This is a genomic window from Kitasatospora sp. NPDC001683 (assembly GCF_053596495.1).
In genome coordinates this window covers 22,500-41,855 of the sequence record NZ_JBSFGK010000070.1, presented here as the reverse complement: position 1 = coordinate 41,855, position 19,356 = coordinate 22,500, and the positions used below count along the sequence as shown (strand labels likewise).

At 72.8% G+C, this 19,356-nt stretch carries 15 protein-coding genes; 1 reads left to right on the top strand and 14 read right to left on the bottom strand.

Annotation, left to right across the window (positions count from 1 at the left end; translation table 11 throughout):
• Positions 1-125: 125 nt before the first annotated feature.
• From ACWCYO_RS29865 to ACWCYO_RS29845, 5 genes are all read right to left on the bottom strand, one after another.
• Positions 126-1,388 carry a CoA transferase gene (locus ACWCYO_RS29865; RefSeq protein ID WP_270142650.1) on the bottom strand — a complete coding sequence of 421 codons (1,263 nt, stop codon included), beginning with the start codon at positions 1,386-1,388 and terminating at the stop codon, positions 126-128.
• 106 nt (positions 1,389-1,494) lie between these two features.
• Positions 1,495-2,727 carry an MFS transporter gene (locus tag ACWCYO_RS29860; protein ID WP_449785927.1) on the bottom strand — a complete coding sequence of 411 codons (1,233 nt, stop codon included), beginning with the start codon at positions 2,725-2,727 and terminating at the stop codon, positions 1,495-1,497.
• Positions 2,708-3,976 carry an ATP-grasp domain-containing protein gene (locus ACWCYO_RS29855; protein WP_449785926.1) on the bottom strand — a complete coding sequence of 423 codons (1,269 nt, stop codon included), beginning with the start codon at positions 3,974-3,976 and terminating at the stop codon, positions 2,708-2,710. Before ACWCYO_RS29855 ends, ACWCYO_RS29860 begins: the two co-directional genes overlap by 20 nt.
• A 77-nt stretch (positions 3,977-4,053) precedes the next feature.
• Positions 4,054-5,268 (bottom strand): aminotransferase class I/II-fold pyridoxal phosphate-dependent enzyme, encoded by a 1,215-nt coding sequence (locus tag ACWCYO_RS29850; protein ID WP_270142654.1) that lies wholly within the window; start codon positions 5,266-5,268, stop codon positions 4,054-4,056.
• Positions 5,269-6,802: 1,534 nt separating this feature from the next.
• Complete coding sequence (locus ACWCYO_RS29845) at positions 6,803-7,006, bottom strand: cold-shock protein (protein WP_045694210.1); 204 nt, start codon at positions 7,004-7,006, stop codon at positions 6,803-6,805.
• A gap of 500 nt (positions 7,007-7,506) precedes the next feature.
• On the opposite strand from ACWCYO_RS29845, the gene ACWCYO_RS29840 reads away from it, so the two are divergent.
• Positions 7,507-7,734, top strand: coding sequence for a hypothetical protein (locus tag ACWCYO_RS29840; protein ID WP_270142659.1), 228 nt, complete (start codon positions 7,507-7,509; stop codon positions 7,732-7,734).
• 262 nt (positions 7,735-7,996) lie between these two features.
• On the opposite strand, the gene ACWCYO_RS29835 is transcribed toward ACWCYO_RS29840, so the two are convergent.
• From ACWCYO_RS29835 to ACWCYO_RS29795, 9 genes are read right to left on the bottom strand one after another with little or no spacing between them, the layout of a single operon-like run.
• Complete coding sequence (locus ACWCYO_RS29835) at positions 7,997-8,587, bottom strand: hypothetical protein (protein WP_449785925.1); 591 nt, start codon at positions 8,585-8,587, stop codon at positions 7,997-7,999.
• On the bottom strand, positions 8,580-9,302 hold the full coding sequence (locus ACWCYO_RS29830) for a 4'-phosphopantetheinyl transferase family protein (protein WP_270142662.1): 723 nt from the start codon (positions 9,300-9,302) through the stop codon (positions 8,580-8,582). The genes ACWCYO_RS29835 and ACWCYO_RS29830 overlap by 8 nt, the downstream gene beginning before the upstream one ends.
• The gene (locus tag ACWCYO_RS29825; RefSeq protein ID WP_449785924.1) at positions 9,299-10,348 is read right to left on the bottom strand and encodes a C45 family autoproteolytic acyltransferase/hydolase; all 1,050 of its coding nucleotides are present in this window, start codon (positions 10,346-10,348) and stop codon (positions 9,299-9,301) included. The genes ACWCYO_RS29830 and ACWCYO_RS29825 overlap by 4 nt, the downstream gene beginning before the upstream one ends.
• Entirely contained in the window at positions 10,345-10,959 is a 615-nt protein-coding gene (locus tag ACWCYO_RS29820) for a GNAT family N-acetyltransferase (protein WP_449785923.1), read from the bottom strand. The genes ACWCYO_RS29825 and ACWCYO_RS29820 overlap by 4 nt, the downstream gene beginning before the upstream one ends.
• Before the next feature lie 2 nt (positions 10,960-10,961).
• Complete coding sequence (locus ACWCYO_RS29815) at positions 10,962-11,225, bottom strand: acyl carrier protein (protein WP_270142667.1); 264 nt, start codon at positions 11,223-11,225, stop codon at positions 10,962-10,964.
• Positions 11,215-12,714, bottom strand: coding sequence for an AMP-binding protein (locus ACWCYO_RS29810; RefSeq protein WP_270142669.1), 1,500 nt, complete (start codon positions 12,712-12,714; stop codon positions 11,215-11,217). The genes ACWCYO_RS29815 and ACWCYO_RS29810 overlap by 11 nt, the downstream gene beginning before the upstream one ends.
• A complete protein-coding gene (locus ACWCYO_RS29805; protein ID WP_449785922.1) occupies positions 12,711-16,046 on the bottom strand; it encodes an amino acid adenylation domain-containing protein in 3,336 nt (1,111 codons plus the stop codon). Before ACWCYO_RS29805 ends, ACWCYO_RS29810 begins: the two co-directional genes overlap by 4 nt.
• Positions 16,043-18,328, bottom strand: coding sequence for a class I tRNA ligase family protein (locus ACWCYO_RS29800; protein WP_449785921.1), 2,286 nt, complete (start codon positions 18,326-18,328; stop codon positions 16,043-16,045). The genes ACWCYO_RS29805 and ACWCYO_RS29800 overlap by 4 nt, the downstream gene beginning before the upstream one ends.
• Positions 18,325-19,353, bottom strand: a complete 1,029-nt coding sequence (locus tag ACWCYO_RS29795; protein ID WP_449785920.1) for an NAD(P)/FAD-dependent oxidoreductase — start codon at positions 19,351-19,353, stop codon at positions 18,325-18,327. The genes ACWCYO_RS29800 and ACWCYO_RS29795 overlap by 4 nt, the downstream gene beginning before the upstream one ends.
• Positions 19,354-19,356 lie beyond the last annotated feature (3 nt).

Sequence of the window (19,356 nt, the reverse complement as noted above, 5' to 3'; positions counted from 1 at the left end):
TCCGCGAGTTCCTCGTGCCGACGGCCCGTACCCCGCCCCGCCCCGGGTGCAGGCCGCCCCGCTCTGCCCGAACGGACCCGCCGACTTCCTACTCCGCTTCCCAGCTCGGCGAGGCGATGCCCCCGTCAGCGACCGGCGGGGAGCGCCACCACGCCGTCATCGAGCAGTCGGCCGAACTCGGCCTGGGTGATGCCGAGCAGGTCGCCGAGCACCTCCTCGGTGTGCTCGCCCAGCAGCGGGGCGGTGGCCGTCCGGCCGTAGGCGCCGCCGAGCCGCAGCGGGGAGCGGGCGGAGACCACCCGGCCGACGCCTGGTTGCTCGACCCAGTCCACCACGGTCGGGTCCTCCGCCGTCCGGTGGGCGGCGACGACCTCCGGCATTCCGCGGTACGGGCCCCACAGGACCCTGGCCCCGTCCAGTTCCTTGGTCACCACGTCCAGCGGCCGGGACTCGAACCACGGCCGGAGGATCGCGGCGATCGTCTCCCGCAGGCGGTAGCGCTCCTTCTCCAGGGAGAGGTCGGCGTTCAGGGCCAGTTCCATCGACCGGAAGGTCTCCGTCGTCGCGGTGACTCCCTGCAGCGCCTGCCACTGGGCCTCGGTCAGCGCCACCACCATGACCCGACCGCCGTCACTGGTGGCGAAGTCGATGCCGAACGAGCCGTACATGTGGTTGCCGTGCCGGGGGCGCTCGGCCTCGCGCTGCTCGGCTTCCGCGAGCCAGCCCAGGTTGGCGACGCCCGCGGTGGCCACATCGGCCAGCGCCAGTTCGATGTACTCGCCCTCGCCGGTGCGGTCCCGGCGGTGCAGGGCCGCCAGGAGGCCGGTCGCGGCTGTCATGCCGGCCAGCAGGTCCCAGGCGGGCAGTACGTGGTTGACCGGGACGGCGCTCGACTCCGGCCCGGTGATGGTCGCCACGCCCACCTCGGCGTTGACCGTGTAGTCGACGGCCGGCCGGCCGTCGGGGTGGCCCTGGATGTGGAGGTGGATCACGTCCGCGCGGCGGGCCGCCAGCGTCTCGTAGGACAGCCGGGCACGGCCCACGCCGTTGTCGACGAAGACGCCGTTGCCCGGGCCCGGGCGGGTGGCCAGGGCCACCACCAGCTCGCGGCCCTGCGGGGAGCGCAGGTCGACGGCGACGGAGCGCTTGTACTTGTTGAGCGCCGTCCAGTACAGGCTGGCGCCGTCGGGTGTCACCGGCCAGCGGTTGTGGTCGGAGCCGCCGCCGATCGGGTCCACCCGGATCACCCGGGCGCCGAGTTGGGCGAGCGCCATGCAGCCCGACGGGCCGGCCACGAAGCTCGCGCACTCCACCACGTCCAGGCCGTCCAGGGGCAGGTCCGGGGCTTCCGGGGCGGTGGCCGCCGGCCCGGTGGGAAGCGGGTTCATCGGTCTGTTCCTTTCGTGACGGAAAGTCCACGCCGGTGGTGCGGGAGGAGCCGTACAGGTGGTGGGTGACGGGCAGTGGGTCTCGGCCGGGTCGGGTCGTGCCGGATCAGACCGCGGCGGGTTCGTCCGTGGCGGCGGCGGCCTCGGTCTTCGCGAGCTCGCGCTGGGCCCACCGCACCGCCGGGGGCACGGTCAGGCCGGTCAGCGCGAGGACGGCGCCGAGGACCCACCAGCCGGGCGTCCCCCAGGTCACACACAGGGCGATCACCAGCGCGGGGCCGATCGTCACGCCCAGGCCGAGGCCCATCCCGAACAGGCCCTGGTACTGGCCCACGGCCTCGGCGGGCGCGAGCGAGAAGGACAGCTCGAACCCGCCCGCCGCGTGCCAGATCTCGCCGACGGTGTGCACGACCACCGCGCCCAGCAGCAAAGCGAGCCCGACCCAGGCGGGCAGCGAGGGCATCAGCGAGATCGCCCCGCAGGAGATCAGGAACGCGAAGCCGGCCCGCCGGAAGGCGACGGCGCCGGCGCGCGGGGTGTCGATGCCCTTGCTCGCGCGCACCTGGAGGCACACCACGATCGCCGTGTTCACCAGCATCACCGCCGAGACCGACCAGCGCGGCGCGGAGGACCGGTCGAGGATCCACAGCGGCACCGCCGCCGTGAGCACCCGGTACTGAACCGCCATCACCCCGTCGAGGACGGTGACCAGCACGTACGGGCGGTCGCGCAGGGCGACCCACCGCGGCCCGGAGCCCGCACGGGTGGGGGCCACCACGGGCAGCCGCATGACCACGGCCGCGCAGGCCAGCGAGCAGACCGCACTGCCACCGATCAGCAGCAGGTACGCCCGCGCCGTACCGACCTGCGCCCCCCAGCCCGCCAGCAGCGCGCCGACCGCGATGCCGACGTTGGTGACCGAGCGCAGGTAGGCGCGGAACTCGGCGGGCCGGTCACCGCCGTACTCCTTGATCAGCGGGCCGCGGGCCGCCGGTCCCGTCGACTGGGCGACGGCGGCCAGCGCGGCGAAGAGGAGGAACAGCCCGAAGCCGTGGGCCAGGCAGAGCCCGCCCATGGCGGCCGTCCACAGCAGCAGGGTCCCCGCGTACACCCCGCGGGCTCCGTGCCGGTCCGCCAGGTGGCCGACCGGCACGCCGGCGGCCAGGGACACCCCGCCGGCCACGCTCAGGCCGATGCCGACCTGGGAGGCGGGCAGGTCCACGACGCGGGTGAAGTACAGCACGCCGGCGGTGAGGTAGACGCCGTAGCCGACCGTGTAGACCAGGGTCGCGAGCGCCAGCAGGCGGCGCGGACCACGGTCAGGCAGCAGGGCCGTCATGCTCCTCCTCCGGTACGACGGTGAACCGGACCGAGTCGCACAGCTCCCGGGCCAGTCGCCGCGCCTGCTCGGCGGTGTCCGCGCCGACCACGACGAGCCCGATCCGGTCGCTGGAGCGGTGCAGCGGGCGGATGGAGTCCCCGGGCTCGGCGTGGAGTTCGGCGTGCAGCACGGCCGGGTGCGCGGCGACCTCGGCCCAGCCCTCGACGGCCACCAGGCGACCCGGGGGCGGGGACAGGTAGCGGACGGCCGCGCCCCTCGTCGCCTCCAGCGGCCCGTGGTTCTGCGGGCGGTCCAGCAGGTCGTCGAAGATGAGCCCGTAGAGCTCCAGGCCGGGTACGGCGTGCCCGAGCATCCGGTGGATCCAGTCGCCGCCGACCCGCCCGTGCACCTCGCCGAGCACCACCCCGCGTTCGCTGAGCCACAGTTCGACGTGGAACGCGCCGGTGCGCAGGCCGAGCGTGGTCAGTGCGGAGGTGACCTGGTGGACGATCTCGCGCTGGTCGTGCTCCGGCAGCGGGGCGGGCAGGACGTGCCCCACCTCGACGAAGTACGGCGGTGGCACCGTCTCCTTCTCGGTGATGCCGAGCACCGTCGGCTTTCCGCCCAGGAACACGCCCTCGACGCTGAACTCGGGGCCGTCGACGAACTCCTCGACCAGGAAGGGCTCGGTGGTGGGCAGGAGCCTCATCGCGGCGGGCAGCTCGGCGATGCCGGAGACCTGGCTCACCCCGATGCTGCCCATCGCGTCACGTGGCTTCACGATCCACGGCCCGGTGCTCTCCCGGAGGAAGGCCTGTGCGTCGGCGAGGTCCGCGCACAGGCGGACGGCCGGCTGGACGAAGCCGGCCGCGCCCAGGGCGGCCCGGCAGGCGTCCTTGGTGCGCGCCTGCCGGATCGCGGCGGGCGGGTTGCCCGGCAGGCCGAGCGCGGCGGCGGTCTCGGCGGAGGTGACCTGGGCCATCTCCTGGAGCGCGTACACGGCGTCGAAGCGCTCGCCCTCGGCGGCCTTGCCCAGCGCCCAGTCGACCGTCGCCTCCGGGCTCGTGAAGTCGACGACCGAGGTCTCGTCGGTGCGGGCGTTCACCTCGGGCGTCGCTGCGATGACGTCGGCGTGGTTCACGGTGTGGATGCGGATACCGCGGGAGGCGGCCTGGTCCAGCGCGTGGAGCGCCATGTCGACGCTGACCGTCATCGCTCTGGCCCCGCCGACCAGCAGCAGTTTCGGCGGGTGTGCTTCGCCTGCCATGTGAGGAGTCCTCCGTTGTTGGGCGTTGGGTGTCGCCGGGTATCGGGCGTCGGGCGTGGGGGTATCGCGGCGCGGGGTCAGGCGTGCTTGTCCTGCAGCGTCTTGAGGAGCGAGCAGAACTCCTCGATCTCGGCCGTGGTCATGTTGGCGCGCAGCATCAGGCGCAGGCCGGCGTTGCCGCGGCCGATGATCGGGAAGAAGATCGGCGAGGCGTAGAAGCCGTTGGCGAAGAGGTCCTGGGCCATGCGGACGGTCTGGTCCTCGGAGCCGATCTTGATGAAGCGGATCGGCAGCCCGTCGTGGCGCTGCGCGGTGTCGACGAGGCTGTCGAAGAGGTCCTCGTTCTCCCGCAACCGGCGCTGCAGCGTGGTGAGTTCGTCGGTCCGGTGCAGCTCGGCGGAGGCCAGGATGGCGCCCAGGCCCGCGGTGTTGATCCGCTGCGACCACATCAGCGGGCCACCGTTGCGCAGCGCGAAGTCACGGCGCTCCTTCGACCGGCCCTTGCGGCCCAGGAAGACCGCGCCGCCCGACGCGCCGAAGCCCTTGTTGAGGGAGGTGATGATGAGCGTGCGGTCGTTGATCTCGCCCATCTCCTCCAGCACCAGGCCCCGCCCGTTGGCCCCGAGGGTGGAGGTGCCGTGCGCCTCGTCGAAGAAGAGGAACAGCCCGTACTGGTCCTGGAGGCGCAGGAGTTCGGTGACGGGTGCCTGACCGCCGGTGCTGTAGACGCCGTCGGCGACGTAGGCGACGAGCGGGTGCTGCTTGCAGAGGCTCTCCAGCGCGTCGATGTCGTTGTGCGCGATGGTCACGACCTCGGTCTCGTCCCCGACGGCGGCCTTCATCGCGTTGAGGCAGAAGTGGGCGTTCTTGTCGAAGACCATCAGCGGCGGCTGGTTGTCGGTGAACAGGCCGGAGGCCAGCAGCGGCAGCGCGCACCACGCGGCCGCGGCGGCGGAGGCGACGGTGACGGCCTCCACGTTGAACAGGTCGGACAGCGCGGCCTCGGCGTCCTCCAGTACGGAGAAGCGCACGCGGCTGCGGGCGGTGGAGGTGTTCAGGGCGCCCACCGACAGGACGGTCTCGGCGGCCGCCCGCACCAGCGCCGGGTGGGCGTCCAGGCCGAGGTAGGAGTACGAGGACATGTTCACGAACTCGTGGCCGCCGGCCCGTGTCCGGTGCTGTCCGGGGCCGAGGCCGTCCACGACGATGTCGAGCAGCCCGGCCTGGCTCATGACGTCCCAGAATGCGGTGCTGATCTGCGCGGACTTCTTGATGTTCTGGTAGACGTGCATGCCGGTGAAACCTCTATTCGACAGGTCTGATTGGCTGGTTGTGAATGCTGTGAGAAGGCAGCCTGAAGTTCGCCTGGCGAATTCGGGAAAGGCTGCGTAAACTCGTCGTCCGGATCGGGTCAAGCAAGGTCGGCGGAGCTTCCGGAGAAATATCCGTAACCGCACCCGGTGACTGCCGGAAAATGGCAGGCAAGGGCGGGGAGGGCGCTTGGTGGCCCGCCCGGAAATGCTTCCGGGATCACGCCCGGCGGGGGCGACCTGGCTGGCGGATCAGCCGGCGCTCGCGCCGCAGGAGGTCGCTGACCTGCAGGAACGGCGGTGACAGCACGTCTCGCGGCAGGCGTCAGGTGATCGCGGCAGCCGGTCGGACGGAATCGGGGACATTCTCATGCTTGCTGACACGGTCATTCACTTCCGGGTTCGCGGAAATCTTGGAGCACATCGGCCTGAGCTTGTGGCATCGGCCTTTGGACGGTGCGGTTGCGTGGCGTAATCCGGTTCGCTGGTATTGGTGAGGGCAGCATGACAGCCGTCCGGGAGGATTTCTGGTTCCCGGCCGTGCTGACCCTGTATCTCGGGTGTCTCTCGGATTGGATTGGAAGGCATCGACCCGCCGGGCCACCTGCCTAAATGAACCTAGCCAGCACGCATGACCACGTCAAGATTCTTTTCCCGGAGTTCACTCAACACTCACCTTGAGTGGTCACCGTGCAATTCCGGCCGGATGCGAAGCAGGCCGGTGTCAAAGCAGGCTGATCCCGAAGCAGGCTGGTCCGGAAGCCGCCGCAGCGGGGCCGGCGGCCTTCTTGTCGCTCAGGGGCGACATCGGCGACCGAGCCGGTCTGACCGCCCTGGCGTTGCCGCTCGCTGTCCCATTCCCTGCCCCCGTTCCGGTAGCGGCGCCGATTCCCCTGTGCGCGGCCGCTCTTGTTGCGGACGATAGCCTGACTCCTGACCGGCCGACCTGTCAATGACCTGTCACGCTGTGTCGAGGCTCACGTCGTCCCGGATCTCGCCGATGGGGCGGGTGATCCTCATCGACGGTGGAGTTCGACCGGCACTTCGATCAACTCGCGGCTCGGTTCGGCGGTTTCGGCGACCAGCTCCACCTTCGGGCCTCACCGCGAGCCGCGTCCACTCAGAAGCCCTGCCCAACAGGGCATCTGACGTCGCGGATGCATCCACCGAGGCGACGTGAACGAGCGTTCACGACCACATTGCGAGCGATGGCAGCGGTACCCGGCCCCATCGAGAACCGCTCGGTCGCCGCCTCTCACTGTGTATCGGCCGCACGGGCGATGACTGCGCGTCACCGTCACCGCCTCGGACGGGTGCCCGTCAGGACGGGGCGGCCGATCGCGGGGTTCTCCTGCCGAAGCGCCGCCGACTCAGGCGGCCGAGCTCCTACCGATGCCGAGCCGCAGCCGCCGGCGGCGGGCGGAGCATGGACGGCGGAAAGCGCCGAAGGGCCCGCACCGGACATCATGTCGCGGTGCGGGCCCCTCACTGCCGGGCGGGTGCCGGAGCAGAAGAACTACAGCGGGCGGATGTTCTCGGCCTGCGGGCCCTTCTGGCCCTGCGTCACGTCGAACTCGACCTTCTGGCCCTCGAGCAGCTCACGGAAGCCATTGGCGTTGATGTTCGAGTAGTGGGCGAAGACGTCCGGGCCGCCACCCTCCTGCTCGATGAAGCCGAAGCCCTTCTCCGAGTTGAACCACTTCACGGTGCCGTTAGCCATCAAAATCTCCTTCATGGGCTGTCCGAAACCCGCACGGCGCGGGTTTCGAGTCGCCGCGATGAGCACCCACCCCGGGGAAAGAGCCGGGAAACAAAAATGCGCCTGCGAAACATCAGCAGGCGCACACAAAGTTCATGGGAACCACTACTGCAACTAATAACGACTGTAGCAGGCCCGGGCCCACAACGGGTGGATGTTTCACCCCGGGTTTCGAAGGAGCCGCGGCCGACTGACGCCGCCCCCCGCTCTCGCGACTGCCAACTCGACTACATGTCAACCGACTTGAGGCGCAGATCGCCCGCCACCAGCCACTGCGCCCTCCGGCGGGTCGGCACAAACCTGCCGGGAATTTCACTCGCCCGGCCCTGACACGAGCGGCGCCGCGCCGCGCCGCGCGGGGCGGCCGGAACGTGCCGTACGACACACGGATTTCGACGCCGCCGCTTTCCACCGCACCGGACGGTTCCGCTGCCGCGTTCTCCGGCGCATACTGACCGGAGATGACGAAATATGGAGCAGTCCGCCGCCCCCTGCCCACCAGCCCCTTCCCGACACGGCCTGAAGCGCCGCGCAAGCACTTCGCCCTCGGTGACCGCGTCACCCACGACAGGTACGGCCTCGGTCGGGTCGTCGGCGTCGAGGAGACCGGCGACGCCGCCGTACTCGTCGACTTCGGATCGCACCAGGAACGCGTCACCCAGCCGTACACCGCCATGTACAGACTGTGACCCCGGAACCGCGTCACGTCATCGGCCCCGACGGCCCTCCGCTGGAGGGCGTCGTCGCCGCTGGTGACGTCGTCACCTGGCCCAGCCTCCGCTTCGACGCGGTTCCGCGCCGGGTCGAGCACTGGATCAACGCCATCGAGATGGGCCGTGCCCGCCCTCGGCACCGACACCGCCGTGCCGGCCGGCAGCCGGGCCTGCCGGGCGGGCCGGGGAGGGGGCGCAGGCCGTCGGGACGACCTCGCCCCCGCCACCGAGGGCCGGGCTAACCGGGCGCACCGGCCCGGGCCACCAGCAGGGTCCACTCCGCGAGCAACACGGTCAGCTCCTCGCGCCCGAGCCGGCCCGGCGAGCTGACCGCCAGCCGCGGCCCGGACCGGACCGTGAACTGCACCGGACCGAGCGCGGGGTTGACCCAGGACTGGAGCAGCCACCCGTCGGGGAGCACCGGCTCCGCGTGCAGGGCGAAGGAGTAGCGGCTCCGGTCCCGCTCCGGACGGCGCCGCAGCAGTTCCTGCCAGCCGGCCAGGGCGAGCCCGGCCGCGTCCTCGACCGCGAGCCCCGCCGCGGCCGGGAACGGCCCGGTCACCGTGACCGCCCGCGCCCCGGCCGTGGGCACCTCGCCCGCCACAGGCACCGCCCCGGCAGCACCGCCACCGGGAAGGCGCAGCACCCGCTCCACCTCCCCCGCGGCTCCCGGGCCGGCCGGACAGCCGACCCACGCCTGGGGCCCGTCCCAGCCGTCCCGCACGGCGACCGTGAACCGCGGGTCGCCGGCCACCGGGGCCAGGCGCTCGCGCAACCGCTGCACCGTCAGCAGTGGGGCCACCGCGTGCAGCACCGCCGACTCAGCCATCTCCGGCGCTCCCCTCCGGCGGCCACCGCCGCAGCCAGATCCGCCCCAGCTGACCCCGCGTCACGAATGAGGCCATCAGCGGGGCGTCCGTCCTCGCCGGCGCCTCCAGCAGCGCCGTGCTCGCCGCCCACGGCTCGCCCCCGGTCCGGGCGATCCCCAACAGGGTGGCGCCGCCGCGCGCGGGGAAGGAGAGCGTCACGTCCCCCACCCCCTCGGCCAGCCCCCGACCGGTGGCCTTCACGGCGGCCTCCAGCAGGGTCCAGGCGGAGAAGAAGAACTCCGGTCCGGCCCCGTCGGCCTGCGGGGGCAGGGCCGGGTAGAGCGAGGCGAGCACCTGGGTGGCGGACGGGATGAGCCGGATCCGCTCCAGGTCCACCCCCAGCGCCCCTTGGTCCGAGATGCCGAGCAGCAGCAGGTCCTCCGAGCGCGACCAGCTCACCTTCAGCTCCGGATGGTCCGGCAGGTAGGGCTTGCCGCCCCTGGTCCGCGCCAGCCGCACCGCTCCCGGGGCCTCCCCCAGCCGCGTGGCCAGCAGCCGCCTGACGGCCAGTCGGGACCGCAGGAAGAGCCGGGCGTCCTCGCCGTTCAGGTAGCCGGCCGCCCGGCGGCGCTCCTCCTCGGTCAGGTCCACCGCGTAGTGCGCCGGCGACAGGGGCTCCGCGTCGGCCGCCAGGTCGGCCAGCCAGGCCTCCACCCCGGCGCCCGGGGCCGTCACGTCGGACGCAGGCCGAAGACCTGCGTGGCCGATCGGGAGGGGTCGCCGGGCCGCAGGTGCAGTTCCCCGCGCTCGGGCAGCAGCACCACGGCGGCGACCGTGCGCTCGCGCCGGATGTCGCCCTCGTCGGGCACGCAGATCGGCGGCCTGGACAGCAGTGCGAAGTGCTCCTCCGGCCCGGCCGCCGGGTCGAGCTCGGAGAGCCCGGCCCGGGCCTCCTTGAGGCGGCGCACCGAGGAGTTGCGGGCGAACACGTTCAGCTCGTCGCCGCGCGCCAGGTCCGGGTCCAGGAAGTGGTTGGTGTGCGCGGTCTCGTGCCCCTCCCGCACCCGCAGCTCGTCACCCAGGACCTCGACGCAGACGGCCCGCTCCCGGTCGCACAGGGTCAGCGAGCGGGAGCTGGCCAGCCGCATCCCGCGCAGCAGCTCCAGCGCCTGCGTCACGCTGCCCGCCGCGTCCAGCAGGTGACGGATCGCCAGGTACGGGGGCAGCCCGGGCCGCCAGTCCCCGCCGAGCACCAGGTTGAGCCCGATCGCCAGCCCGTCGCTGTTCAGCCCGAGGTACCCGAGCAGTCCGGCGAAGGAGAGCACCAGCGAGCGCCGGGCGGACCCGGCCGGCGCCACGTCCAGCACGCTGATCGCGTCGTCCAGGTTGCCGTTCAGGTCCACGGTCTGGGCCAGCACCGGGTGCCCGGTGTACCGACCGCCGGCCCGTGCGTAGGTGGTGCAGTCGCCGGCCGTCGGCACCTTCTGGTAGCCCATGATCTCCCGCCGCAGCTGGAGCAGCCAGGCCTCGGCGGGGCTCAGCCCGGCCCCGGCGGCCAGGCCCTCGACCTCGGCGGCCAGGTCCGGGGCGGCGGCCGCGACCGCCGCCCGGTAGGCGTCGATCCGCGGCCGCAGCCCGTCCAGGGTCAGCGGGGTGGCCGTCAGGTGGTTGAGCCGGGCCAGCCCGTCGTCCAGGAAGGCGCGCAACTCACCGGCCAGCGCCTGCCCGTGCTGCGCCCCCCGCTCGAACGCGGTGCCCGTCAACAGCAGCCGCCCGGTCATGCCCCCTCCTGTCGGACCACCCGCGGGCCGCGGGCCAACTGCTCGCGCACCTCGGGCCATTCCCCGCGCAGCACGCTGTAGAAGACGGCGTTGCGCCGCCGGCCGTCCGGCATCGGGTTGAAGCTGCGCAGCGTGCCCTCCTCGCGGGCGCCGATGTTCAGCAGTCCGCGCCGGGCCTGCTTGTTCAGCTCGTCGGTCTTGAACTCCACCCGCAGGGCGCCCATGGACTCGAAGGCGTGCTGCAGCAGCAGGTACTTGGCCCAGCGGTTGACCCCCCGGCCCTGGAAGTCCAGGCCCAGCCAGGACCAGCCGATCTCCAGGCGCCCGTCCGCCTCGGCCATGTTGCCGAAGCTCATCGACCCGGCCACCCGGCCGGTCCGCTTGTCGGTGATCACGAACACCGCCCGCCGGCACGCCTGGTGGTCCGCCAGGGTGGCGTCGAAGAAGGCCTCGTAGTCCTCCGGGGTCTCGATCCGGGTCACGAAGTACCGCCAGATGTCCGGCGCCAGCGCGATCGCGCGCAGCCCGTCCCGATCGGCGGCGGTCAGCGGGCTCAGCCGCACGAACTCGTTCTCCAGCACCACCGGTGCGTCAACGGCCCAGGTTCCCATGGTCACACCGCCTCGACGGTCGACGGGGCGACGGCCTCGACGACCTCGCGCAGCGTGGTCATCCGGGCCAGGTCGTGCTCGGTGAAGCGGGACAGCTCGGTGCCGGTCTCGTCGCACAGCGAGGTGAGGAAGAGCACCTTGTTGAGCGAGGTCAGGCCGTAGCGGCCGGCCAGGTCGGCGTCCGGGTCGATCTCCTCCGGCTCGACCGGACTGGTCAGCACCAGCACCAGGTTCTCCCGGGCCGCGGTCTCGGTCTCAGCGTGCATGGATACCCTCCTGGGGGTTGGCGAGGTCAGCTGCGTAGGCGGCCCGGATCTGCGGGCGCCGGGGTTTGAACTGCGAGGTGAGCAGGCCGTTCTCGACGGTGAACGGCTCGCGGGCGACGATCGCCCGGGCGATCCGCTCGTCCTTGCCGAGCGCCGCGTTGGCGTCGGCGAGCGCGTCGGCGATCGCGGCCTCGTCGGGCGGGTAGTGCGCGGGGCGGACCACGGCGACCAGCTCGGTCTGCCGCGGGCAGAACAGCACCGCCTCGGTGATGGCGGGCCCGGAGGTCAGCCGCTCCTCGATCGGCCGGACCACGATCTTCTTGCCGTTCTCCAGCACGATCACGTCGTCCGCGCGGCCGAGGATGTAGAGGTAGCCGTCCTCGTCGATCAGGCCGAGGTCGCCGGTGCGGACGATGCCGCCGGGCCGGAAGACCTTCTCGCTGTCGCCGGGGGCGGCGTAGGCGTAGTGGTCGTTGACGGGGTGGTCGCTGCGCACGCTGATCACGCCGTCGGCGTCCAGCAGCACCTCCTTGCCGGGCACCACCCGGCCCACGCTGCCCTCGCGGGAGGCGCCGGGGTGGTTCTTGGCAACGATGCAGGTCTCGTTCAGGCCGTAGCCCTCGAAGATCGGCAGTCCGGCCTCGTTGAAGAAGCGCAGCGTCGCGGGGGCCGCCGGGGCGGAGCCGGTCCACAGGTAGCGGATCCGGTCGCCGAAGAGCTGCGCGGCCTGCTCGCCGACCGGCTTTCCCGAGCGGGCCGCCCGGGCCTCGATGTGCCGCCGGGCGGTCTCGAAGAAGGCCGGCACGCCCATCACCACGGTCGGCCGGGCCCGCCGCAGGGTGGCGAAGGCGGCCTCGTAGGTGGAGACGGTCACGTCGTGGCCGTGCCGCAGCGCGGAGTAGATCCAGTACCGCTGCTGCAGCAGCGACAGCGGCAGGAAGACGAACAGGTCGTCGCCCGCCCGGTGGTGGAACATGTCCTGGACCGCGCGCAGCGAGCTGTCGATCGAAGCGGCCGTGGCGCCCAGGCCCTTGGGCTCGCCGGTGCTGCCGGAGGTGAACTTGACGGTGGTCACCCGGTCGGGCTCCCAGACCACCGGTTCGGGTGCCGAGTCGGCCTTCTCCACCAGCCGGTCCACCTCGGCCAGCGGCAGCGCGTCGGCGGCGTCGGCCGGGCGGTCGGTGAACAGCAGCCGCAGTCCGTACCGGCTGATCAGCTGCTGGTCGGGCTCGAACTTGCCGGGCTCGAAGCCGGCCGTCTCGGCGCCCAGCCAGAGCGCCGCCAGGTCCAGCAGCACCCACTGCGGGCTGTTGGCCGCCAGGATCCCGATACGGTCGCCCGGACCGATCCCCAGCTCGGCCAGCGAGCTCGCCAACCGCCCGGCCCGGCGGTGCAGTTCGACCAGCTCCAGGGTCTCGGTGCCGTCCAGCCTGGCGAACGAGATCCGCCCGCCGGTCGGCGGGTTCGCCGTGATCCGGTTGACGATCACCGCTGCGCCTCCTTCGCCGCCATGGCCGCGTCCACGTGTGCGGCCATCAGTCGCACCGTCTCCAGCGCTGCCAGCTGGCCGAGTTGGATGCCCACGCCGAACCGCTTGCGCACCGCGGTGAGGATCCGCGCGGCGCTGATCGAGTCGCCGCCCAGTGCGTAGAGGTTGTCGTGCGGCCCGACCGCCGGCCGGTGCAGGATCTGCGCCCAGATGCGGGTCAGTTCGGCCTCGGTCGGCCCGGCCTCGCCGTCGTCGGCCATCGGCGCGGCCGCCTGCTCGGCCGGCTCGGCCACCGGCGCCCGGCGGATCAGCTCGCCCCGGTCCACCTTGCCGTTGCGGGTCAGCGGCAGCTCCTCGTGCCACACCACGGCGGCCGGGACCATGTACTCGGGCAGCGCCTCCCGCAGTTCGTGCCGGATCGTCAGGACGTCGGGCCGGTCGGCGGCGGCGGGCACCAGGTGGGCCACCAGCCGGTCGCCGCGGCTGCCCTCCTGGCGGACCACCACGGCCTGCCGCACCGCCGGCAGCGCGGCCAGCCTGGTCTCCACCTCGCCGGCCTCGATCCGGTAGCCGTTGACCTTGATCTGGAAGTCGCTGCGGCCCAGGATCTGGATCTCGCCGCTGGGCAGGTAGCGGCCCAGGTCACCGGTCCGGTAGAGCCGCTCGCCCAGCCGCTCGTCGTAGCCGAACTTCTCGGCGGTGCGCTCCTCGTTGCGCCAGTACCCCTTGGCCACCCCGGTGCCGGCGCCGCAGATCTCGCCGGTCACCCAGTCCGGTGCGTCCTGGCCGTCCGCGTCCAGCACGTAGGCGCGGTTGTTGGTGTTCGGACGGCCGTAGGGGATGGACTCGGAGCCGTCCTCCCACTCCTCGACCGGGTGCAGGATGTTCCAGACCGTGGTCTCGGTCGGTCCGCCGAGCGAGACCACCTCCAGGCCCGGCACCAGTCGGCGCAGCGCCGCCGGCAGCGCCGGCGGCAGCCGGTCCCCGCTCATCATCACCAGCCGCAGGGCCGGCGGCGCCGTGCCCTCGGCCAGCGCCTGGTCGTGCATCAGGCCGACGATGGCGGGCACCGAGTTCCACACCGTCACCCCGCCCGACTCGCACATCCGCAGCCAGTGCGCGGGGTCGACCGCCCGGTCGGCGTCCGGCATCACCAGCGCGGCGCCCGCGGTCAGCGCGCCGAACACGTCCCAGACCGACAGGTCGAAGTTGAAGGCGCTGATCGCGAAGAACCGGTCGTCCTGGTGGATGCCGAACCGGGTGTAGCAGTCGGCCACCACGTTGGCCACGTTGCGGTGGGTGACCATCACGCCCTTGGGCGCGCCGGTGGTGCCGGAGGTGTAGAGCACGTAGGCCAGGTCGTCCGGGTCGGCACCGGCCAGCGGTTCGAGCGGCACCGGCGCACCCGTCGGCGCCGGGTCGGTGGCGTCCAGCCGCAGGACGGCGCGGCCGTCCCGGTCGGCGTCGTCCACGTTGGTCAGCACGCAGCGGACCTCGCCGTCGGCCAGCATGTACCGGCGGCGCTCCTCGGGCAGTGCCGCGTCCACCGGCAGGTAGGCGGCCCCGGCCAGCACCGTGGCCAGGATGCCGATGATCTGCTCCGGCCCGCGCCGCATCACCAGGCCCACCAGCTCGTTGCGCCCGACTCCGTGCGAGCGCAGCCAGGCGGCGGTCAGCGCCGCACGGCGGTGCAGTTCGCCGTAGCTCATCCGGAGCTGGGAGGTGATCAGGGCGGGGTTGTCCGGGCAACTGGTCGCCCGCTCGGTGAAGGCGTCCTGGAGCAGCACCTCGGGCAGCTCCACGGCGGTGTCGTTGGCCGCCCGCCGGCGCCGCAGCTGGTCGCCGGGGAGCAGGTCGAAGCCGGTGCGGGCCCAGCTCCGATCCTCCAGCAGCTGCTCCAGCAGGGACTGGTAGCCCTGGGTCAGGGCCTCCAGCAGGCCGGCCGGGAAGAGCTCGTCCAGCCCGTCGAGCTGGATCACCAGGCCCTGGTGCTGCTCCATCGCGAAGGCGTTCAGCCAGATCTGTGGGGTCTGGCTGACGCTGAACACCTCCGGGCCGAACAGTTCGAACGCCGAGCCGTCCACCTCCTCGGTGTAGCCGATCGCGCTGTTGAAGGTGAACGGCATCCGCGCCTCGGCGCTGCCGCGCCGCCGGCCCAGCTCGCGCAGCACCTCGATGCCGGACTGGTGCCGGTGGTCCAGGTCGGTGCGCAGCCGCCGCTGGAGCGCCTGGGCCCGGGCCGCGAACGGCTTGCTGCGGTCGACCTCGATCTCCACCAGCAGGGTGTCGGAGAACTGGCCGACGGCCTCGGCGATCCGGTGGTGCACCGGCGGGCGGTTGGCCACCGTGGTGGTCACGGTGAACCGCTCGCCGGCGCCCCAGCGGGAGAGCACCTCACCGTAGGCGGCCAGCAGCGCGCCGGACGGGGTGAGCCCCGCTCCCGCGGCCCGGCGCTTGAACGCGGCCCACTGCGCGGCGTCCAGCCGCACCTGGCGCTGGACGAACCGCGGCCGGGTGATCGCGGCCGGGCTCGCCGCCACCGGCAGGTCGGGGTGGGCCGCCAACTGGTCCAGCCGGCCCGACCAGTAGGCCCGGGAGCGGGCCGCGGGCGCCTTGACCGCCGCCGCCGCCAGCGCCGAGACGTAGTCCTCCAGCGGCAGTTCGGCGCCCTCGGCGGCCAACTCGCCCTGGTAGGCCCGCCACCACTCGCGGAAGAACAGGAAGGAGCTGATCCCGTCCATCACCAGGCCGTCGTGGCTGACGTGCAGCACCATCGCCCGGTCGGAGAGCTCGGTCACCTCGACCGCCAGCAGCGGCGCGCGGTCGGCGGGCAGCACCCGGTGCGAGCGCTCCTCGCGCAGCGCGGCCCGGGTCCGCAGCTGCTGCTCGGGGCTCTGCCCGCGCAGGTCGAGCCGCTCGATCAGCACCGGGGCGACCGAGGCCTCCACCACCTGGCGGCCGTCCTCGGTGAACCGGGCCCGCAGCGCGTCGTGCCGGCGGATCACCGCGTTCAGCGCCGCCTCCAGCCGGCCGACGTCCCAGTGCCCCTCGATCTCGTGGTAGACGTGACTGGCGGTGGAGATCTCGAACACGCCGCCGCGGCCCAGCAGGTAGGCGTGCTGCAGCGGGGTGAGCGGGAAGCTGCCGCTCTCGTGCGGGGTGGCCGCGCTCAGGTGCTGGATCAGCTCGGCCTTCAACCGCTTGATGCGGCCGACCAGTTCCGGGTCCATCCGGTCGCGCATGCCCTGCAGGCGCAGGTCCCCGCCGGTCACCGAGACGGACAGGCCCCGCTCCTCGATGTCCTGGACCAGTTCGACGAGTTCGGCGTTCATGCCGCCGCCTCCACGAGCGCCGTGTCCGCCCGCTCGCCGATCAGCCCGGCCAGTGCGGTCAGGTCGTGCTCGCCGAGCAGCTCGTCCACCAGCACGTCCACGTCCAGCGCGGTGAGCAGCTGGTACTGCAGCTGGACCGCCTGCAGCGAGCTGATGCCCAGGTCGATCAGGGTGGCGTCGGCGGCCGGCCGTTCGGCCAGCTGGAGCGCCTCGGTGACCAGGTCGGTGAGCAGGCTCAGGTGCTCGGGCTGGTCGGCGGCCGGGGCGGCCGGGGCGGCCGGGGCGGCCGGGGCGGCCGCGGCGGCGAAGAACACCGCGTCCGCCAGGGTGACCTCGGTGCCCGGCGCCAGCAGCTCGACCGAGGTCGGCCAGTGCGCCGGCTCCGACAGGCCCAGCGCGGCCGACAGCCTGGCGGCGAAGCGCGGCATCACCGGTGCCGCCACCCGGGCCAGCAGCTTCGCGGCCGCCAGCTCCAGCGCCACCGCCGTGCGGGCCTCGGCCCGCCAGCGGGCGTCGTCCGCCGTCAGGCTCTCCAGCTCGGCGAACCGGACCGTGTCACGCACGATGCCGTCCAGTTCGGCGGCGGCCTGGTTGAGCGAGAACCCGGCCTGGCCGAGCGCCCCGGTCACCGCGGTCAGCCGGGCGCCGAGCCGGGCCAGGAACGCGGTCTGCTCCGGGGTCCAGTTGCCGGCGTCCGGCGCCGCGCCGTCGTACTCCTTGCGGACCCGGGCGCCCAGGTCGGTCAGCCAGTGCTCCCAGGTGCCGACCAGGGTCTCGGTCAGCACCCGCTGGTACTCCTCGCGGCGGAAGTCGGTGCGCCGGCCCTCGGGCCGGGTCAGGCTGAGGAAGAACCGCACCGCGTCGACCGTGTCGGCGTTGAGGATCTCCTTGCCCCAGATCGCGTGCCGCCGGCTGGTGGAGAACTTGGCGCCCTCCAGCAGGTAGAACTCGTTGACGTGGTAGTCGATGTCAGGCGTCCAGTCGGGGAACGCTGCCCGGTACAGCGCCGGGTAGAGCACGCCGTGGTAGAAGCTGTTGTCGTAGCCGAAGAAGTGGACGATCTTCCAGTCCGCGCCGGGCTCGGCGGCCCGCCAGTCCTGGTCCAGCCGGCGGCCGAGCGCCTGGATGCCGTGCAGGAAGCCGTAGGACATCTCCGGCCAGACCCAGATCACCTGGTCGGCGCCGGCCTCCTCGGCCGGGCGCACGCCCCAGTCGGCCGGGTGGCTGACCGGGATGTCCAGCTCCGGGCGGGCGAACAGCCGCCGGGCGAGGTCGCGCAGCCGGACCGGGACCCGGCCCAGTCGGTGGTGCGCGGCGATCTCGTCCTCGAACTCGTGCAGCGGCAGCGAGAAGCGGGTCGCGGTGCCGGTCCGCGGCGCTGCCTGCGAGCGGGCCGAGCGCGGCGCGACCAGGTCGACCACCAGGTTGGGCTCGCCGCACTCCTCACAGATGTTGCCGCTGGTCCCGGCGGCGCAGGTCGGGCAGGTGCCCTTGACGTCCACCTCGTAGAGATAGGCGCCGGTCTCACCGTCGAACAGGGCCGGCGCGGCCTTCGGGGCGACCGCGCCGGAGTCGACCAACCGGGTGAAGAACTCCCGGAGCCCGTCCGGGTACTCGGCGTCCGCGTTGGTCACCGTGTACTGGTCCAGCGGGATGTCCATCAGCTCCAGGGTGGCCGCGATCTCCGCGCTGAAGTGCGCGGCGGTCACGGCCGGGGTGTTCCCGTCGCGCTCGGCCGCGCCGACCACGTAGCTCTGGAAGTCGTCGCTGCCGGTCAGGTGCCAGGCGCGGGCGCCGTTCATCCGCTGGAACCGGACGAACGCGTCGGCCCCCAGGTACGGGCCGGAGAGGTGGCCCAGGTGGAGGTCCCCGTTCGGGGTGGGCGGAGTGGAGAAGACGAAGACCGGCCGGTCCCCGAAACCGGTGCCCGCGGGGGCGGTGGCCGCCCGGACCGCGCGCTCGGCGTCGCGCCAGTACTGGGTGACGAACACCAGGTCGTCGGCGCCGGTGTTGTGCAGCACGTGCGTCTCGAAGGGCTCGAACAGGGCCACCGTGCCCGGCACCGCCGGGTGGCGCTCCCCGTCGACCTCGAACTCGCCGCGGCCGGCCACGATCACGAAGAACTCGGTCTCGTCGTGCCGGTGCAGCTCGGAGCTGACGCCCGGAGCCACCCGGCCCCAGCCGGCGCCCGAGCCCTGGCTGCCCGCGATTCCCTCGATGCTGCTCATGTCGATGCCGAAGGCCTCGTGCAGCACGCCCTCGTCGTAGCTGCTCAGTATCATGCGTGACTCCTGGTCGGACTGGTCAGGAACGGAATGTCGATCAGATCGGCGGCCTGCGCGGCGATCGCGGGAGCCAGCCGGTAGCCGGAGCCGTTGGCGGCGCCGGCGAAGACCACCCGCGGGTCGGCGGGCAGCGGGCAGACGATCGGCTCGCCGGTGCCGCTGTAGGCGTCGCAGAAGACCCGCCCGGAGGCGCAGTGCGCCGCGTACTCGGGGGCCACGGCGCGCAGCACCGCCAGCGCGTCGCCGAGGTCCTGGTCGGACAGGCCCTCGCCCAGCGCGTCGGGGTCCACGCCCCACTCCTGGCAGGTGTAGCTGAACAGCCAGTGCCCGCGGTCGTGCAGCGGGAGCAGGAAGGCGTCCTCCGCCTGGAAGACGACCACCCGGTCGGTCGGTGCGGGCACCAGGTCGATGTGCAGCGCGACCACCTTCTTCACCCGCACCCCCAACGGAGCGACCAGCTCGCGCCAGGCCGGGGACGCGATCCACGGCCCGGGCGCCAGCACCACCTGACCGGCCGTCAGTTCACCGCCGCTGCTCAGCGCCAGGGTGATCCGCTCGGGGCCGAGCCCGATCGCGGTGACCCCGGTGCCCTCGTGCACCACCGCGCCGCCGCGCAGCTCGCTGGCGAGCCGACCGGTCAGACCCGCCACGTCCGCGTACTGGCCGCCCTCGACCTGCCAGACGCCCGCGGTGGCCGGGGTCGGCCGGGCACTGGCGAGGTAGCTCCGGCGCACCGTCTGCTCCGCGCCGACCACGTCCATGCCGACCTGGTGGATCGGCAGTTCCGGTCGGTGCGAGGTCAGTTCGGCGTAGTACTGCTGGCTGTAGGCGGCCATGCCGCGCACCCGGCCGGTCGCGCCGCGCGGGAAGTGCAGGCCGGCCGAGCGGCGGCTGGCGCCGGAGCCGACCGAGTCCCGGTCCAGCAGCGCCACCGTCCGCTCCGGGCGCCGGGCGAGCAGTTCTCGCGCGGTCAGGCAGCCGATGATGCCGCCGCCGACGACCGCGATGTCCACCTCGTTCATCGC

What these genes read in the sequence shown, in the direction of transcription:
- ACWCYO_RS29815 (WP_270142667.1), bottom strand. Translation starts at nt 11,225, where the DNA reads ATGCACGCTGAGACCGAGACCGCGGCCCGGGAGAACCTGGTGCTGGTG.
- ACWCYO_RS29835 (WP_449785925.1), bottom strand. Translation starts at nt 8,587, where the DNA reads ATGGCTGAGTCGGCGGTGCTGCACGCGGTGGCCCCACTGCTGACGGTG.
- ACWCYO_RS29860 (WP_449785927.1), bottom strand. Translation starts at nt 2,727, where the DNA reads ATGACGGCCCTGCTGCCTGACCGTGGTCCGCGCCGCCTGCTGGCGCTC.
- ACWCYO_RS29850 (WP_270142654.1), bottom strand. Translation starts at nt 5,268, where the DNA reads ATGCACGTCTACCAGAACATCAAGAAGTCCGCGCAGATCAGCACCGCA.
- ACWCYO_RS29800 (WP_449785921.1), bottom strand. Translation starts at nt 18,328, where the DNA reads ATGATACTGAGCAGCTACGACGAGGGCGTGCTGCACGAGGCCTTCGGC.
- ACWCYO_RS29825 (WP_449785924.1), bottom strand. Translation starts at nt 10,348, where the DNA reads ATGACCGGGCGGCTGCTGTTGACGGGCACCGCGTTCGAGCGGGGGGCG.
- ACWCYO_RS29845 (WP_045694210.1), bottom strand. Translation starts at nt 7,006, where the DNA reads ATGGCTAACGGCACCGTGAAGTGGTTCAACTCGGAGAAGGGCTTCGGC.
- ACWCYO_RS29805 (WP_449785922.1), bottom strand. Translation starts at nt 16,046, where the DNA reads ATGAACGCCGAACTCGTCGAACTGGTCCAGGACATCGAGGAGCGGGGC.
- ACWCYO_RS29855 (WP_449785926.1), bottom strand. Translation starts at nt 3,976, where the DNA reads ATGGCAGGCGAAGCACACCCGCCGAAACTGCTGCTGGTCGGCGGGGCC.
- ACWCYO_RS29840 (WP_270142659.1), top strand. Translation starts at nt 7,507, where the DNA reads ATGACGAAATATGGAGCAGTCCGCCGCCCCCTGCCCACCAGCCCCTTC.
- ACWCYO_RS29820 (WP_449785923.1), bottom strand. Translation starts at nt 10,959, where the DNA reads ATGGGAACCTGGGCCGTTGACGCACCGGTGGTGCTGGAGAACGAGTTC.
- ACWCYO_RS29865 (WP_270142650.1), bottom strand. Translation starts at nt 1,388, where the DNA reads ATGAACCCGCTTCCCACCGGGCCGGCGGCCACCGCCCCGGAAGCCCCG.
- ACWCYO_RS29795 (WP_449785920.1), bottom strand. Translation starts at nt 19,353, where the DNA reads ATGAACGAGGTGGACATCGCGGTCGTCGGCGGCGGCATCATCGGCTGC.